This window comes from Variovorax sp. YR566, assembly GCF_051992195.1.
GTDB lineage: Bacteria > Pseudomonadota > Gammaproteobacteria > Burkholderiales > Burkholderiaceae_C > Variovorax.
The window spans coordinates 388,127-402,870 of sequence record NZ_CP197093.1 but is presented as its reverse complement, the minus strand read 5'-3'; the positions used below and the strand labels follow the sequence as shown (position 1 = coordinate 402,870).

At 62.2% G+C, this 14,744-nt stretch carries 7 protein-coding genes and 4 pseudogenes; 3 read left to right on the top strand and 8 right to left on the bottom strand.

Translation table 11 applies throughout. From position 1 onward, the window contains the following. Window positions 1-297: 297 nt before the first annotated feature. From ACTG4X_RS35975 to ACTG4X_RS35950, 6 genes and pseudogenes are all read right to left on the bottom strand, one after another. A pseudogene (locus ACTG4X_RS35975) lies at window positions 298-508 on the bottom strand (transposase); the annotation flags it as partial. A gap of 291 nt (window positions 509-799) precedes the next feature. After that, window positions 800-1,195: pseudogene (locus ACTG4X_RS35970) on the bottom strand (IS110 family transposase); the annotation flags it as partial. 43 nt (window positions 1,196-1,238) lie between these two features. Continuing rightward, window positions 1,239-1,637 (bottom strand): aspartate 1-decarboxylase, encoded by a 399-nt coding sequence (gene panD, locus ACTG4X_RS35965; protein WP_097201174.1) that lies wholly within the window; start codon window positions 1,635-1,637, stop codon window positions 1,239-1,241. A gap of 353 nt (window positions 1,638-1,990) precedes the next feature. Continuing rightward, on the bottom strand, window positions 1,991-2,473 hold the full coding sequence (locus ACTG4X_RS35960; RefSeq protein ID WP_440534499.1) for a recombinase family protein: 483 nt from the start codon (window positions 2,471-2,473) through the stop codon (window positions 1,991-1,993). A gap of 513 nt (window positions 2,474-2,986) precedes the next feature. Next, window positions 2,987-3,283, bottom strand: coding sequence for a DUF6959 family protein (locus ACTG4X_RS35955; protein ID WP_097201172.1), 297 nt, complete (start codon window positions 3,281-3,283; stop codon window positions 2,987-2,989). Continuing rightward, window positions 3,280-7,632, bottom strand: a complete 4,353-nt coding sequence (locus tag ACTG4X_RS35950; RefSeq protein WP_440534498.1) for an RHS repeat-associated core domain-containing protein — start codon at window positions 7,630-7,632, stop codon at window positions 3,280-3,282. Before ACTG4X_RS35950 ends, ACTG4X_RS35955 begins: the two co-directional genes overlap by 4 nt. A gap of 789 nt (window positions 7,633-8,421) precedes the next feature. On the opposite strand from ACTG4X_RS35950, the gene ACTG4X_RS35945 reads away from it, so the two are divergent. After that, window positions 8,422-9,282: a transglutaminase family protein gene (locus ACTG4X_RS35945; RefSeq protein WP_440534497.1), complete on the top strand. Its 861-nt coding sequence runs from the start codon at window positions 8,422-8,424 to the stop codon at window positions 9,280-9,282. Between the two features lie 278 nt (window positions 9,283-9,560). On the opposite strand, the gene ACTG4X_RS35940 is transcribed toward ACTG4X_RS35945, so the two are convergent. Continuing rightward, entirely contained in the window at window positions 9,561-9,866 is a 306-nt protein-coding gene (locus ACTG4X_RS35940) for a hypothetical protein (protein ID WP_440534496.1), read from the bottom strand. Between the two features lie 131 nt (window positions 9,867-9,997). On the opposite strand from ACTG4X_RS35940, the pseudogene ACTG4X_RS35935 reads away from it, so the two are divergent. Together ACTG4X_RS35935 and ACTG4X_RS35930 are read left to right on the top strand one after the other, a co-directional pair. Beyond that, a pseudogene (locus tag ACTG4X_RS35935) lies at window positions 9,998-10,345 on the top strand (rhodanese-like domain-containing protein); the annotation flags it as partial. Beyond that, a pseudogene (locus tag ACTG4X_RS35930) lies at window positions 10,327-10,833 on the top strand (ATP-binding cassette domain-containing protein); the annotation flags it as partial. The pseudogenes ACTG4X_RS35935 and ACTG4X_RS35930, both read left to right, overlap by 19 nt. A 14-nt stretch (window positions 10,834-10,847) precedes the next feature. Here the strand turns inward: ACTG4X_RS35930 and ACTG4X_RS35925 are convergent. Beyond that, window positions 10,848-13,850, bottom strand: a complete 3,003-nt coding sequence (locus ACTG4X_RS35925) for a transglycosylase domain-containing protein (RefSeq protein ID WP_440534495.1) — start codon at window positions 13,848-13,850, stop codon at window positions 10,848-10,850. Window positions 13,851-14,744: the final 894 nt, after the last annotated feature.

The window sequence follows — 14,744 nt, the reverse complement described above, 5'->3', positions numbered from 1 at the left end:
GCAGGAGTTGACTTGGCAACGGCCATTCCGCAAATAGCCTCCTAATTCCATCCTACTTTTGCGGCTGCGCAGATCGGTGTCCCTGCGTGAGGCGCACGCGCCAGCCTGCAAGAAAAGAAGTGCGAACACACTCCACCTTGGCTCAGGCGAAATCAGAAGATCGCCGTAAGCGGAGAAGAATGACGTCGCGAGCCGGCTGCCAACGCCGAACTGCAGCAAACGCCTTGCGGTTCACCCACATCTGTGGGAAATCCCGGTCGAACGGCTGGCTCCAACGCGTTACCCCGAAGGCGGTGTTCAGCGCGGGGATGTCCAAGTGGGCCTCGGCCAGCAGCTTCTTGAGCTTGGCGTTCTCGCTCTCGAGGTCACGCAGTCGCTTGACATCGGGCACATCCATGCCGCCGTACTTCGCACGCCACTTGTAGAAGGTTGCGTCGCTGAAACCGCCTTTGCGGCACAGCTCCTTGATCGGCAACCCGGCCTCCGCCTGCCGGATGAAGCCGATGATCTGCTCTTATATGGACGCCTCCCAAGTTGCAAGCGCTCGGTGTTTCGGCAGCATCGGTCGAGCTGCAGTCTCATATCCGGCCTGTTCGCGCAGGTTCTTTTTTGTCTGCTGGCCCTGATGGGATTCGCTGAGAGGTGCCTTTTCTGCTGAACGAGCTTCAAGCTCCAGAGTAGATCCAGGCTTGACCTCTCCCGGTCCAACCTATTCAACCATCACACCATTTCGTACCGCCTAACCATCGTCCAGAGGCACAACGTCATGCTGCCGCTTGCCGCGGCTCGCAGTTGGTGCAGTCCTGGCTTTGACCTGACCATCTCGCATTGTGTGCAACGCCAGGATCGCCTGCTGCGCTTCGGTCTTCACCGGTACGAAGCGCATCTCGGGGCGTTGCGCTGCCTCCCAGATTGCCCGAGCATCGGCTGCATCGTTCTTGTTTCCTTTGACGAAGGGCTTCACAAACTTCGTGGCGATGAGCCGCACTTTGTGACCAAGACTACGCAGCTGGCGCGCCCAGTGATGCGAACTCCCACATACCTCTATTGCCACAACGCTGCGCTGTCGGTTCGCGAAGAACGGGGCCATCTCGGCTTGCCTGAGCTTTAGCTTCGTGATCTCGCCGGTCTCGGGGTCGACCGAGTGCAATCGAAAGAAGCGCTTGACAATGTCCAGTCCAATAACGGCGAGCATGCCGGTCGTTCTGTTACCGAACGGTACTGATTCGGGTACAGGGTCACGTTGCAAGCTCGCCAGAAGCCGCCTGTACCGGGATGTGGGCGCGTTCTTCCTTGATGCAGTTGGCGCCGTCCACGAACACGAGCTTCGGCTTGTAGCTGGCCACCTGGTCTTCGGGCACCAGGCCGAAGGCTGCGATGATGATCAGGTCGCCCACCGAGGCCCGGCGCGCGGCCGAGCCGTTGACCGAGATGATGCCTGTGCCCCGCTCGCCGCGAATCGCATAGGTGACGAAGCGCTCGCCGTTATTGATGTTCCAGATGTGGACCTGCTCGTTCTCGGCCAGGTTGGCGGCATCCAGCAGGTCTTCGTCGATGGCGCAGGAGCCTTCGTAATGCAGTTCGCAGTCAGTGACGGCAACGCGGTGGATCTTGGACTTGAGCAGGGTGCGGAACATGGAGCGAACTCTTTCTCTCTGCGATGAGGTAGATCAGTCTGGTGTCCATCGACGAGCACACCAGGACGAAGGGTGCCGTACACGCGGCGAGCGAAGGATAGGCGAGCCGCCGATGGCGTCCGCGCTCGCAGCCTCCATCCTTGCGATCCCCGGCCCTTCAGCCTGTGCGCTGCGCTTGCCGAGAGGCAGGGGAGGAGGGTGGGGGCTGGCTTGCTGTCCCTCTCACCGTAGTACGTCGTTCTCGCCGTCGGTCTGCGCGCAATGGCTTTGCGCTTGTGTCCTGGCGGCCGTCTTCGAACCCTGACTGCTGCGCTGCGCCGTGCGGCTTTCGGTTTCGGGCAATCCCGCCCGATTCATGGAGCCGACCATGTCGCACGATCTCTTTTCGTCCCTCGTTTCCTTCGAGTTTTCTGCTTCTGTTCCTCTTCTCGTTCGCGATGTCGCGGGTGAGTAGCGTCGGGTCGAGGCCGATGAGGTGTTGCTCGCGACGCAGCGGCTGAGCGGGCGCGGATGCGCTCGGCCTGGGCGTCTGCAAAGGTCGTAGGGCGACCCAGAGAAACCCCAGCGACTTTGGCACGTTCCAGGCCCGCTTGAGTCCGCTCAAGGATCAAGTCCCGCTCAAACTCCGCCACAGCGGCGATGACACCCATGGTCATACGGCCAGCAGGGGAGGTCAGATCAACGCCGCCCAGGGCGAGGCAATGAACCCGGATGCCTGCAGCGGCCAGCGTTTCCACTGTCGAGCGAACATCCATGGCATTCCGGCCAAGCCGGTCCAGCTTGGTGGCAGTGGCGTCGGTTTCGACTTCCCGATTTTCGGTTCCTAGGTTGTTCATCTGTTTTTGTGTCGCGCGGTATTGGTGCGTTCGCCGAGATCGGTGCCGTACACGCAGAGTTCAATGTGAGCCGTAGGTGTCTTGGGAGGCTCGGCGCGACCCTTCCGTTGACGAGGTATCGGGCCTGCAAGACGACCGTCACCGGTAGTTGATCGACGGCATCGACAACGTTGCGTAGACCGTCAAGGAATCCAGTGCGTTTGCGCAGGGCAAGAAACTGGTCGAACGTCATCCGTTCCTCACGGGGCTACTTGGCCCGTCGATTGTTCGGAAGCTGTTCGGGCGGTGATGAAAGAGCTGAGTGGAAGACTGGGCCACTACTCCAAGGCGGCCGACTTTTGCTCTAACGAAACAGCGAGTTGGACTTCAAAATCGTTGAGCATGCCTTGGAGTTGAGTCGATTCAGTCGCACCGGGCTCGGTACCCGTCAATGATGTCCTTGACCAGGTAGTACTTGGCCTCGGAGCGGATCACCCCTCGTTTTGGAAACGAGGAAGCCCGAACGAGATTCGCTCACCTGTGATCGCGAATCCGCTTGGAGTACGGCAATTCGATGCCCTGCTTGGCACAGGTAGCTTCGTAGAAATCCCGTGCGGCAGAAAGTTGCTCCCGCAGCATCTGAATCCCTACTGCCAAATCTTCCAAATCCTCTGATTGATTGGACTTCACGAGGTTGACCATTTCCTCAAGGCTGCGCACCAGACCATTCAGTGTGTCGCCTTGGATGACCACTCCTGGATAGTTACGCTCCGGAAGCTGTACAACCGCGAAATTGATCGGATCGCTTAAGAGCTCAAGTGTTTTGGTCATGGCTTTCTTTTTGGTCCAGGGGTGAAGTAGATGAAGGGCTTATACGAATTTATAGCGTCGTCGCGCAAGAAGTCCTGATTGCGCCCCTCACCAAGACCTCTGTGCCCTTCGGGAAGCGAGCTTTCCAAGCTATGAATCTTTGAATTTGTGGTGCTCTCAGGGATCACGTAATCCCAGTCGGAGTCCGGCCTCGTTTTTCCACTCGCACGGCTTCCGACTAAGCAAATTGGTACTCCAGTTCGATCTGCGGCATTTTGGATCCTCCTTGCCTCTCCTGGGGTGATGTTTCCCAGCTTTGCTCCACCGCCAGCTATGGGTGCGATCCCTCCTCTTCCGCCACCACCGCCAAAGAGGCCACCGCTGCCACTACCTCCAACACCTCTTCCCCCTCCTGCTATGGGAATACCCATCGGCCTCACACCGTCTTTATCGAAGGAACGCCCCCCAGAAATTGGTGCAATCGGAATTCGGCGAAAGGGGCGTTCGTCACCGGCTAAGCCCAATGCATCACTATCGCCCAGCGGGTCCTCATCGACATAGCCGAAGCGATTCCACCCCCCATCGAGCCCAATAGGATCAGGCTGGCTGTACCGCCCGGTCCTTGCGTCGTAGCTCCTGAAGTAGTTGTAGAAGAGGCCACTCTCCTCATCCGCATACTGCCCCGGATACCGCAGGTTGAATTTCACTTCGGAGATGTTGGTCGTGCCCGGATTCGGCGTTACGTCGAGGTTGGCAAAGCGGTTCTTTGCTGTCGTCGGCTTGTCCTCCCCGAACGCGCTGTAGCCCCACTGCCAGACGGCCTGGCCATCTGCATTCGTGAGCTTCCTTGGGGTGTTCAGGTGATCGCTGTGCACGACATAGGTGGCGCCGTTGATCACCGCCGCAATCGGCATCGGCCCATTGCCTGTCGGCAGGTAGATGTACTGGCTCTGCCCCGCACTGTTCGTGCCCCCGCTGCCCACCTCCGCAATCAGCGTGCCCTGCTCGTCGTAGACGTAGGCGTAGCCCAGCTGCTCGGCCTGCGTCGTGCTCGGGCTCCACAGCTTCGTGAAGAACGCGATCAGGCTGGCCATGAATCCCGGGTCGGCCTCGTCGCCCTGGCTGGGCGGGTACAGCGGCTCGGTCTTGAACACCCGCTGCCCCAGCGCGTTGTGCGCGTAGCGCGTGGTCGGGCTGACATCGGTCGCACCCGTCGTCGCCGCGGCAAGCCGCCCTTCGGCGTCGTAGGCGTAGCTGTGCAGGCCGTCGCTCACCATGTCGCCGTTGGCGTTGTAGCCATAGGTGACTGTGGTTGTCGAACTTCCGTTGGCCGAGCTGTAGCTATTTTGGCGAAAGCTCGTCAGTTGGTTGCTTGTTGCACTTACCGTATAGACGCGTCCAACACTCAGGCCGCCGGCGTTGCGACTGCTACCGATTCGATTTCCGTTGGCATCGTAGTCGAAGCCAGCGGTGCTGCCCGTGGCGTTGAAGCTCACGATGCGCCCCACGGCGCTGTAGCCCACGCTCCAGGTGACGTTGGCATTGGCGATGGTGCTGTGGGTCGGGTCGGTGTCGCCGGGCTGGTAGAGGTTCTGCGTCAGGCTGGTGATGCGCCCGGCCGCGTCGTAGGTGTAGCTGCTGAACTCGGTGGCGGTCAGCCGGCCTGCGGTGTCGTAGGTGCGGCTGGCTGCGATGGAGGGGCTCGCGAACGCCCAGCTCCACGCCGTGGGCTGGCCCAGCGGGTTCCAGGCGATGCCGGTGACCAGCGGGTTGCCGTTCAGGCTCAGGCCTGTGAGGCGGCCGGTGCTGTCGTAGGTGTGCGTGAGCACGCCGCCGCCGTTGGGGTAGCCGATGCTCGCCAGCGTGCCGTTGGGGTTGTAGGTGTAGCTGACCTGCTGGACGCTGCCGTTGGCAAGCGTCTGCTTCTTGAGGGTGACCCGGCCAAAGGTGTCGCGGGTGTACTCGGTGGTGCCGCTGCGATCAACGATCTCCGACAGATAGCCTTTGCTGCTGGCCGTGAGGTCGTAGCGCAGGGTGGTGGTCTTGCCGTCGGCGAAGACCAGGCCAATGGGGCGGCCCAGGGCATCGCGGGTGATGGTTGTGGCCTGGCCGAGGGCGTCGGTGATCTGGCTGGGCAGGCCCAGGTTATCGTACTGGGTGCTCGCTCCGCCTGTATCGGCGCTGCTCTCGGTTGTTGCGTTGCCTTGGGCGTCGCGGGTGTAGGCGGTGGCTACGCCCTTTAAGTCCTTGGCTTCGGTGACGGCGTCCAGGGCGTTGTACGTCAGGGTGGCTGTCGTATTGGTCGCATTGGTGATGGCCTTGACGCGGCGCAATGCATCCAAGCTGACCCAAGTGGATTCATTGAGCCCGTTGGTTTTGATGTAAAGCTCGCCGTTGACGTCATAGCCGAATGAACTGGTCTGGCTCGGGCCTTTGGTCTCCGCGCTCAGACGATTGAGGTCATTGACAGTGCGCGCCATGCTCCAGGCGACGTTGCCGGCGCCGTCCTTGATCTGCTCGGCGGTGCGGTTGCCCATGCCGTCGAGGGTGTAGGTGCCGCTCTCGCCGCGGTTGTTGCTCCAGCCAGTCAGGCGGTGGGCTGCGTCGTAGGCATAGGTCAGGACGAGGCCTGTGGGCAGTGTGACTGTCTCCAGGGTGCCGTAGGGCTTGTAGGTGAGCGTGGTGGTCTGGCCGCCGACGGTCTGGGTCAACAGGCGATCCCGGGCGTCGTACGTATAGGCAGTGGAAAGGCCGTTGGGAGCGGTGGTGCTCACCACGCGGTTGGCGGTGTCGTAGGTGTAGTTGGAGACAAGGCCAAGGGCATCGGTGGCGCTCAGCACATTGCCAAAGGTGTCGTAGGTGTAGTGGGTGACTGCCCCGTTGGGTTCAGTCTGGGAGATCACCAAGCCCTGGGCGTTGTATGCCCACTGCCAGAACTGGGCCTTGTTGGTGGCCGTGTCGTTGACGGTTTTCGACAGCGTATTGCCCAGATCGTCGTACGTGTAGGCGGTGGTGCGGCCATCCTCCGTTTCGAGAACCGGCAAGGACAGCGATGAATGCCACAGCGTGGTGACAGCTTTGGCTTCTGGCGCTCCGGATGCTTGCACCACCCTGAGGGGCAGGCGCCGAACGGTATCCCAGGTCGTCGTTGTGGCTGTGCCCTTGAAGTCGGCCTCCGAAGTAATCAGGCCGTTGGCATCCTGAATACGGGATGCTGCATCAGACTCACCTGTGCCTGAGGGCTTGCTTCCGCTCACCACGGCCAGCTTGCCTTTGATGATGCTGTAGCTGTAGTTGCGGCTCGTACCCAGGGGGTCGGTGATGGATGCGGAGTTGATGGATGGGTAGCTGACTTGGTAACGGTCAACGGATCCTGTCAATTCGCTGCTCGTGGCACGGCCGTCGGCGTCATACGCGAAAGTCGCGAAGCGTGCCCCGACTTCATCGAGGAGTCCAGTCAGGGCCTGCGGAAACGCCGCACTCTCATAGAGAAAAGTGCGAGCTTTGCCGTCTGGATAAACGACAGAGGAGAGCCGACCAGCAGCATCGTAGGCGTAGCCGATCATGCGCAGGTCAGGGCGCGTAACTGCGACTAACTGGCCTGCGCCGTTGTAAGTCAATATCAGCGTGCGACCGAAAGGATTGCTGACGGTGGCGAGTTGCCCTGCGCCGTTATACGTGTAGACCGTGGTCCATCCGTTTCGCCGAGTTTCTGTTTGCAGCTTGCCGTCGGCGGTAAAGGACAGCACAGTATCGTCGTCGGCACGGCGATAGGTCCATGCGCCACTACCGGCCTGTGCAAGTACGTCAGCGCTGTTGGTTGCAGTCCAATCGGAAGAGCCGATCGCCTTGGCGAAGGTTCGCAGATTTCCCTCAGCGCTGGTGATGGACACTCCGACGGGATTGTTGGCGGGAGTGGCTGTAAGGGTTGTGGTGTGGTTGTGCGTCCATGCCTTCCCGAGTGCGCCCGTCGCGCGATCCGCGTCGTTTCCCCAGTTGCTTCGGTAGGTCCGAACGAACGAGAGCGGCGATGAGCCGCCGTCCATAAAGTCGGTTTCTGAGCGGAACTTCTCAGCTGTGGCGGGAAGTATGGGGTTGGTTGTTTGTACTCCTGCGATGGCTCCAGGTCTCTTGCAGGCGAGGGGTGAAAAAGAGACCTCTGGAGTTGCCTTCACGCAGGACGTTTGAGAGGGGTCTTCCTGAAAACGCTGCCCGCACTGGCATTCGCCACCCAACACAGTGCTGTTCGCCGGACATCCCAAATCACGCCTCGACACCACAAAATATGGATCCGGCGAGCCGTTATCAATCCAACAAAATGCTTCGAGGGGATAGGACGGATTAATCTCCGCCCTGAGGATTGGTGGCACGCTCGGGCGCCCCTTGCAAGCCTCTAGCGGCGTGGGATACATAGGCTGGGGGGCTGGCCCTCCCCATGTCCACATGTAGATCTTAGAAACTGATGCCTGGGACGTGGCTGACGCAAACAACAAGAGGACGAATGCGATGAGGTGAGCACTGCCTCTCTCGGCAAACAATCGCGCAACCCAATCCATGCGCCACGGCGCTCTTGAAACCCTCATCGCACCCCCTCATGCTTTCTTGTTCGCGCACCCGAACGTCTGTGACTCACTCGTCACGAGTCGCGATGACCAGCATGTTTTGAATGGGCAATCCCTTTCTGGCGATCACTCATTGGCGGTCTGCGAACTCGGTACAAGTTGTTTCAGATTAGCCGAAAGGCCACGTGTGAACAACGACGGACTGATGGCGCATGGGGAGTCGGCTAATGGATTGAACATAAAAGTACGCAATGCATCGGCTCGCTGTTGTCGATGAGCGACTGCACACAAGCCTACGACCGCGTCGGCCAAACCATGAGCGTTGATCATGGCGATCACCGCGGATGCTCAACAGGTCGCAGGAGACGTGACATTGATGGTTTTCGTGTCATGGCGGGCACCTTCACGGCGGCTTGCTACTATCAGTACATGCTCCGGATTGCACCTGCCATTGCCCTGACGTCGACCCTGCTGTGCCCGCCTGCTATAGCACAGGGACCCACCGCTCCTATTCGCGATGGAGGGCCCTACAGCACCTCGGCATCTGATGTGCAACTCAACACACTCAGGGCTATGCTGAGACAGCCAGAAGCTGCCATGGATTTGGCCAGAGTAAAGCTAACCATCGATCACATGATCGATCCCACCGTTGATATCGAAGGCCTACTCGCGCAGCTGGATGGAATGGCCCGTGAGATCCGGAAGCTTTATCCAGCGAACGCCAGCAAACAGGTCGCCGTCGAAACACTGCGGGCTTATCTGCACGGACCTGATCCGCAGCATCCGCGCCCGTTTCAGTATGACCTGGACGATCCCCAGGGGACGAAGGTCACAAACAAACTGCTGACAACTTACTTGCGGACCAAGAAGGGCAACTGCGTGTCCATGCCGATTCTCTTCGTCATCCTTGGACAGAAGCTCGGGATCGACGTCACGCTCGCGCGAGGGCCTCAGCACTTGTTTGTGAAGTACCGGGATGAGCAAGGTCGCTTGTTCAATCTGGAGACGACTTCAGGTGGCTTTCCGCGTTTGGATTCCAGCTATCAACGCGACACGCCCATGACAACGCAGTCGCTGACCAACGGTGTGTACATGCGGCCCTTGAGCCAGAGAGAGTCGGCGGCCGCGATGGCTGAAACCTTGCGGCAGCATTTCTTCGAGCGGGGCCAAGTGCCTCGCGGCATCGCCGTTGCCTCCGCGATGCTCGAGATATCTCCCGATGACGCAGAGACCATGGTCAGCGTGAGTTACGGCTATTGGCGACTGGAACAGAAGAACTTCCAGGCCAAGTACCCGAATCCCGACAGTATTCCTCACGAGCTTCGGCCGTACTTGCGTGACCTGCAGGAGAAGCAGGCGCTTTGGAGCAGCAAGGCTGAGGCACTCGGCTGGCGAGAACCCGAGCAAGCCCAGGAGGAGCAATACAAAGAGATCGTCAAGAAGGCTCGGAATTCATAACGAGAGCGGAGGGAGGAAGGCTTGGTGGCTCGCCGAGAGCCATGCACCATGGCACTGTTTCTTGCCAATATCCGGTTTGGCGTAGCGCTCGACATTCGCAGATACACCTCATCGGCCCTGAGTGGCGGGTGAGTCGATTTGGATGGTTCTCGGAACATTGCACCCTTCGGGGTTTATGGGCGATCCGTCCTTCCAATAGGGCGTGAAGCACAGCTCTGCACTGAAGCTCCTCGGTCAATGACAAGCAGGGGGCCAGCGCGAGAGTTGAATCACTCGATCTACTCGGGCAGATGGATTCGCCACCCTGCCGATTCAATTTCACCAGTCTCGACAAGATCCTGAACGACCTTTTTGATCACGGTCTGCGAGATCTCCTGCACCACGATCATGTTCTTCTCCCATACATACAGCCCGTTTGCACACTCTCCGGTTTTGCCCCACCTGGCCATGAGTGTCGCGAGATTTGCAATGGTGAAGAAGGTCACGCTGTATGCACGACCGTCTGCTAGTTCGATCCGAACATCCATGTTGCCATCGTCGGTCGGCTCAGGAAGATCGGCTGGGAATTGAAGAGAGAAATTCATCGTTACTTTCCTCCGAAGGTCTTGAGCACTTCGTCAATGACCGACTGTTGATTTTCTTTGTTCGACTTGCCAAGTATCTCGATACCGTTCGGCGTTTCTCGGAAATAGACACGGCTTCCATCCCTGCCGCGGACGTGGAGCGTCGTTCGGCCTATGAGCGCCGGCACGTCGCTGGTGCACGCTTCTCGGTGCCCGACCGGCTGCAGGAGTTCGTCGTCGACGTTCCCGCGTCGCAGCGCATCGTGCTCGCGCGCATCGTGGCTGCGGAGTTGGGCGCGCGCATCGGCCGCGAAGTTCATGCGCTCGCAGGTGGCACCCAGGCCTGGGCCGCCGCGCGCCTGCCCACCGACGGCGGCCCCGAAGGCGTGCTGACCGGGGACGATGATCATTGGTACAGCCCCTACGCCCACGCCGACCTTGGTAAGCGTGACGCGGGCTTCAAGCAGTACCTCGACTGGGAGACCCGTATGCGTCGCTGAATCCGCGGCGCAGCGTGTTCGACATCATTGAATCGGTGCTGAAGGTGCATGGCGTGACTGACCGGGCGGAGCGGCGCAACCGCATCGCGGCTATCCTGGAGCGCGTGGGTCTGCCGGCCGATGCGGGGCGGCGCTTTCCCAACGAGTTTTCCGGTGGGCAGCGGCAGCGCATCGGCATTGCACGGGCGCTGGTGCTGCGGCCCTCGCTGGTGGTGCTTGACGAGCCTGTGTCGGCGCTTGATGTGTCTGTGCAGGCGCGGATCCTTAATCTGCTGGTCGAGTTGAAGGAGGACTTCGGGTTTTCCTACCTGTTCATTTCGCATGACCTTTCGGTGGTGCGCTACATCGCCGACCGTGTGATGGTGATGAACAAGGGCAAGATCGTCGAGGCCGGTAGTCACCGCGATATCTGGGATCGGCCGCAGCACCCCTACACACGCAGCCTGATCGCCGCAGTGCCGGGAGCGGAGCAGCGCAAGGCGGCCTGAGTCGCCCTTGTCTGTCAATCCCCGCCGCACCCGCTGCGCTCGAGCACGGACAACAGCTGCGGCCCCAGCGACTTCAGCAACTGGGTCGGCAATGCGCTCGTGAACCGGTAGCGAGCGGCATAGGGCTCGTGCACGTAGGCCATGATGGTGCCGAAGTAGCGGCCGCCGATCATGAACACGAAGGTGGCCGATCGGTCGATCTTGCGCTCCGAGATCACCCGTCCGCCGCGGCCGGTTTGCTCGTAGCGATGGTCACCGGTGCCGGTCTTGCCGCCGATCTCGATCGCGCGGCCGTTCTCGTCCAAGAGTGTGCCCTTCAGGCGCCGTGCCGTACCGTCGTTCACCACCCCGACCAGCGCGCGCCGCAGCGTCGCGGTCAGCTCGGCGGGCAGCACCCGCTCAGCGCTCGCGTTGTGCGGCTCCAGCCGCGTCTCGTAGGGCGTGTCGCGCCCGAAGTGCAATGCACCGACCCGCTGCGTCGGCAGGCGCACGCCGTCGTTGGCGATGATGCCCATCAGCTCCGCCAGCGCGGCCGGCCGGTCGCCCGACGCGCCGATCGCGCTCGCGTACGACGGCGTCAGCGATGCGAAGGGGTAACCCACGCGCTGCCACGAACGATGAATCTGCGCGAAGGCGTCGAGCTCGATCAGCTCGCGCATGCGCTTGTCCTGCGCGCTCTTGTGGCGCGTCTTGAAGAGCCAGGCGTAGACCTCCTGGCGTTCGCTCGCGCTCGCAGCCAGCACCTCGGTCAGCGAGGCGCCCGGGTGGCGCCGCAGGTAACCAACCAGCCAGAGTTCCAGCGGATGCACGCGCGCGACATAGCCGCGATCGGCGAGCGACAAGCCAGCGTAGGTCTTGCGCAGCGCCCCCAGTGCGCGCGGCGAGTCGGCGCCGCGGCCCAGCCGCTGCACCAGAAGCGCGTCGAGCCGTTCGTCGCTGGCCTCGGGCTCGATCGTGAACAGCACGCTCGCCAGGCGCGGCGCCGATGGCCTCAGGCCGCGCAGCAGCAGCGCTTCGGCGTCCACGGCCGAATGGCGTTGGTACTTGCGATGGAAGCGAATGAGGAAGGCCGAGCCTTCGCGGTCCGCAAAGCGCGCGAGCAGCTCGCGCCGGCCCGGCGCGGTGGGGTCCTTCAGCAGGCGCTCGGCGTCCGACGCGCCGCCGAACATGCGGTGGCGGACCAGGTCGCGCATCAGGCGGATGAACACCAGGTTGACCGAATGCTTGAAGCCCTCCCGCACCGTCATCGAACTGCCGTTGCTCGAGCGCTCGAAATTCGCGAACTGGTGCATGCCGCCGCCGGTGAAAAAAGCCTCGCCCGGGTTCGCCGAATACTTGCGCTCCATGGCCGCCTCGAGCATCGGCGCAAGGCTGCGGTCCTTGGCGCGCAGCAGGTACTGCCGCGCCCACACGCCCAGCGGGTCGCGCGGGCTCGGCGCCAGCGCCGACAACTGGGCCGTGCTCAAGTCGGCCCAGCCCGCATGCAACTCGGCCACCAGCTCGAGGTAACTCACCAGCGTGCGCAGCTTGGCCGTCGAGCCCAGATCCAGCCGCGCGCCCTGGTTCACGTCGAACGGCTGGTCGATGTTGTCGGCCTGAACGCGCAGCAGGTTCGCTCCGGCGCTGCGCTCGAACAGCGTGAAGCTGTAGATCAGCGGGCTCGGGTCGGCACCCGGGTCGAGCAGGTGGGAGCCGTACAGCCCCGCCGCCTTCGCCGCGGCGGGCGTTCGCAGGCCGGCCAGCACCCGCGCCACCAGCGCCTGCGCCTCGCCGTCCAGGCTGGTTTCAGCGTCGAGGTCCAGGCGCTCCAGGTCGTAGGCACGCGGCACGCCGAGCAGCGTGGAGATGTGGGTGCGCAGCGCGCTCGCGGCCTTGCGCTGCACGAAGTCCGGACGGGGCGTGGGCGGCAGTGGGGGCTGCAGGTGCAAGGGCAGCGGCAGCGCCGCATCGCGCAGCGCGGGCGTGATCAGGCCCGCCTCGGCCATCAGCCGCAGGTAGCTCTCGGTCAGCCGCGCCAGGCCTGCGCCGTCGCCGAGCAGGTGCTGCGATGGGCGGCGCTGCGCGATCATCAGCGACAGCGCCTGCTTGAAGGCCTCGGCCTGCTGCCGGAGCGCTTCGTCGGTGGGCGCTGCTGCTTCTTCCGCGTTGTCGGCGAGCAGGCGGTTGACCTCGCCGAAATCGCGCCCGTACCAGGCCCACAGGCCGTCGCCCAGGCCGTGCACCTCGCCCATGCCCGGGCGTGCGGCCAGGGGCACCGTGTCGAGGTAGTCGACGACGATCTGGCGGCGCCGCGCCTGCGTGTCCTCGCCGTCCTGGTAGGCGCGCAGCGAGGCCGATGCCATCTGGCGCAGCTTGTCGCCGACCGACCCGGTGCGGCCTTGCGGCGAATGGCGGTACTTCTCGATCTGCGTGGCCAGCGTGCTGCCGCCCGTTGCCGACTGGCCCAGGCTGACCGCCCGCAGCGCCTGCTCGAGCGCGGCCTTCGCAAAGCGTTCCGGATCGAGCGCGGGGTTGCGCTGCGGCGGCTGCGCGTCCAGCAGGTGGCGGTCTTCGACGAACAGCAGGGCGCTCACCAGCAGCGGCGGCACCTCCTCGAAGCGCTCGTACGCCCGCTTGGGCACCCGCGAGTGCAGCAGCGCCGCATTGCGGCAGTCGCGCACCGTCAGGCCGGCCTGGTTTTTCTCGCGGTAGGGCGCGTGGAGCCCGTACTCCTGCAGCTCGATCAGCCGCGGCGACATGCGGGCTTGGCGGGTGACGACATAGCCCTGGGGCTGCAGGCGCTCGATGTAGTGGGGCAGATCGTGGTAGCCCAGCCGCTCGTCATAAGGCCCGGTGTGAGGGAAGCGGATGGCATCGCTGGCACCGGCGTCGACGCTGAAGCGGGCATCGTTGGCGAGGTCGCGCCACAGGGCCGATTGCAGCCGGGAGGTCTTCAATTCGTCCACCACGAATACGGCAAACGCACCCCCCACGGCGAGCCCAGCGCCGACCCAGAAAAGCTTCTTGAACCATGCCATGCTCTGCCTCGCGAACAGTTTGCACCGTGGGTTCGTCAGTCACGATGATGCGCTTTTCGCGGCGATTTGGCTTGTGCATGATCAAGCCGGTCAATCGGTTCAAGGCGGGATTTAAGTTTGCTCGAACTTCTGGAGCAAAAGTACGGCCTCAAATGCTCCCGCATCCAAGCCTGATCGGCTTATGTCGCTATATGGCGACCCTTCTGGTGGAGTCGCCGGCGGCGCGCAAGGCGCTATTCAACCCCACAGGCTTCCCGGGGCTCGAGTAGAAGATCACGCCGACGAGGCGCATGGCCGCGAATCGGCGCGAGGGCAGCAAGGTGTTCGCCAACCCGTCGGGGACTGATCTGAGTGCGGGTCCGCTCGCGAACACGCGCGTAGCTTGTTCCAGTGCCGTCAGCGGCGCCGGATTAGGGCACTGCTTTCCGTCCATGGACGACGACAGTGCGCTACCGTCGTTTCTGCGTTCGCCAGCCTGACTCTCGATGAATGGCGCCTCAAGCGTGCCTTTCATTACGGCACGCGAAGTGCACCTCAAGACGAGTGATGTCGTTGTCGAGACTCCTCGAGTGGATCAGCGGGTGGAGCGAGGAGGGCGCCCAGCGCCTGCGCTTTGTGCTGGATTTCTGGTACGCGACGATTGCGGCCGATGCGGCCATGTCCAAAGTTGGAATCTTGAAGTTTTCGGTCCACTTGGCCCAGCGCTCGGCCTCGCGTGCCGTCGCGCCGGCCTGGAGGCTTTTGAGAATGCCGCCTAGCGCTGACCGCAGAGATGTGGTGTGCCTTAAAAGCTGCAGCCGTGATCGTACCGAGCAGCGCTTGGGAAAGTTGAAGCGTCTTAAGGGCTTATCGCCGTGCACGAAAGCAGAAACTGAACAAGGATGAAGCCGCGAA

What these genes read in the sequence shown, in the direction of transcription:
- panD (WP_097201174.1), bottom strand. Translation starts at nt 1,637, where the DNA reads ATGTTCCGCACCCTGCTCAAGTCCAAGATCCACCGCGTTGCCGTCACT.
- ACTG4X_RS35925 (WP_440534495.1), bottom strand. Translation starts at nt 13,850, where the DNA reads ATGGCATGGTTCAAGAAGCTTTTCTGGGTCGGCGCTGGGCTCGCCGTG.
- ACTG4X_RS35945 (WP_440534497.1), top strand. Translation starts at nt 8,422, where the DNA reads ATGGATTTGGCCAGAGTAAAGCTAACCATCGATCACATGATCGATCCC.
- ACTG4X_RS35960 (WP_440534499.1), bottom strand. Translation starts at nt 2,473, where the DNA reads ATGAACAACCTAGGAACCGAAAATCGGGAAGTCGAAACCGACGCCACT.
- ACTG4X_RS35940 (WP_440534496.1), bottom strand. Translation starts at nt 9,866, where the DNA reads ATGAATTTCTCTCTTCAATTCCCAGCCGATCTTCCTGAGCCGACCGAC.
- ACTG4X_RS35955 (WP_097201172.1), bottom strand. Translation starts at nt 3,283, where the DNA reads ATGACCAAAACACTTGAGCTCTTAAGCGATCCGATCAATTTCGCGGTT.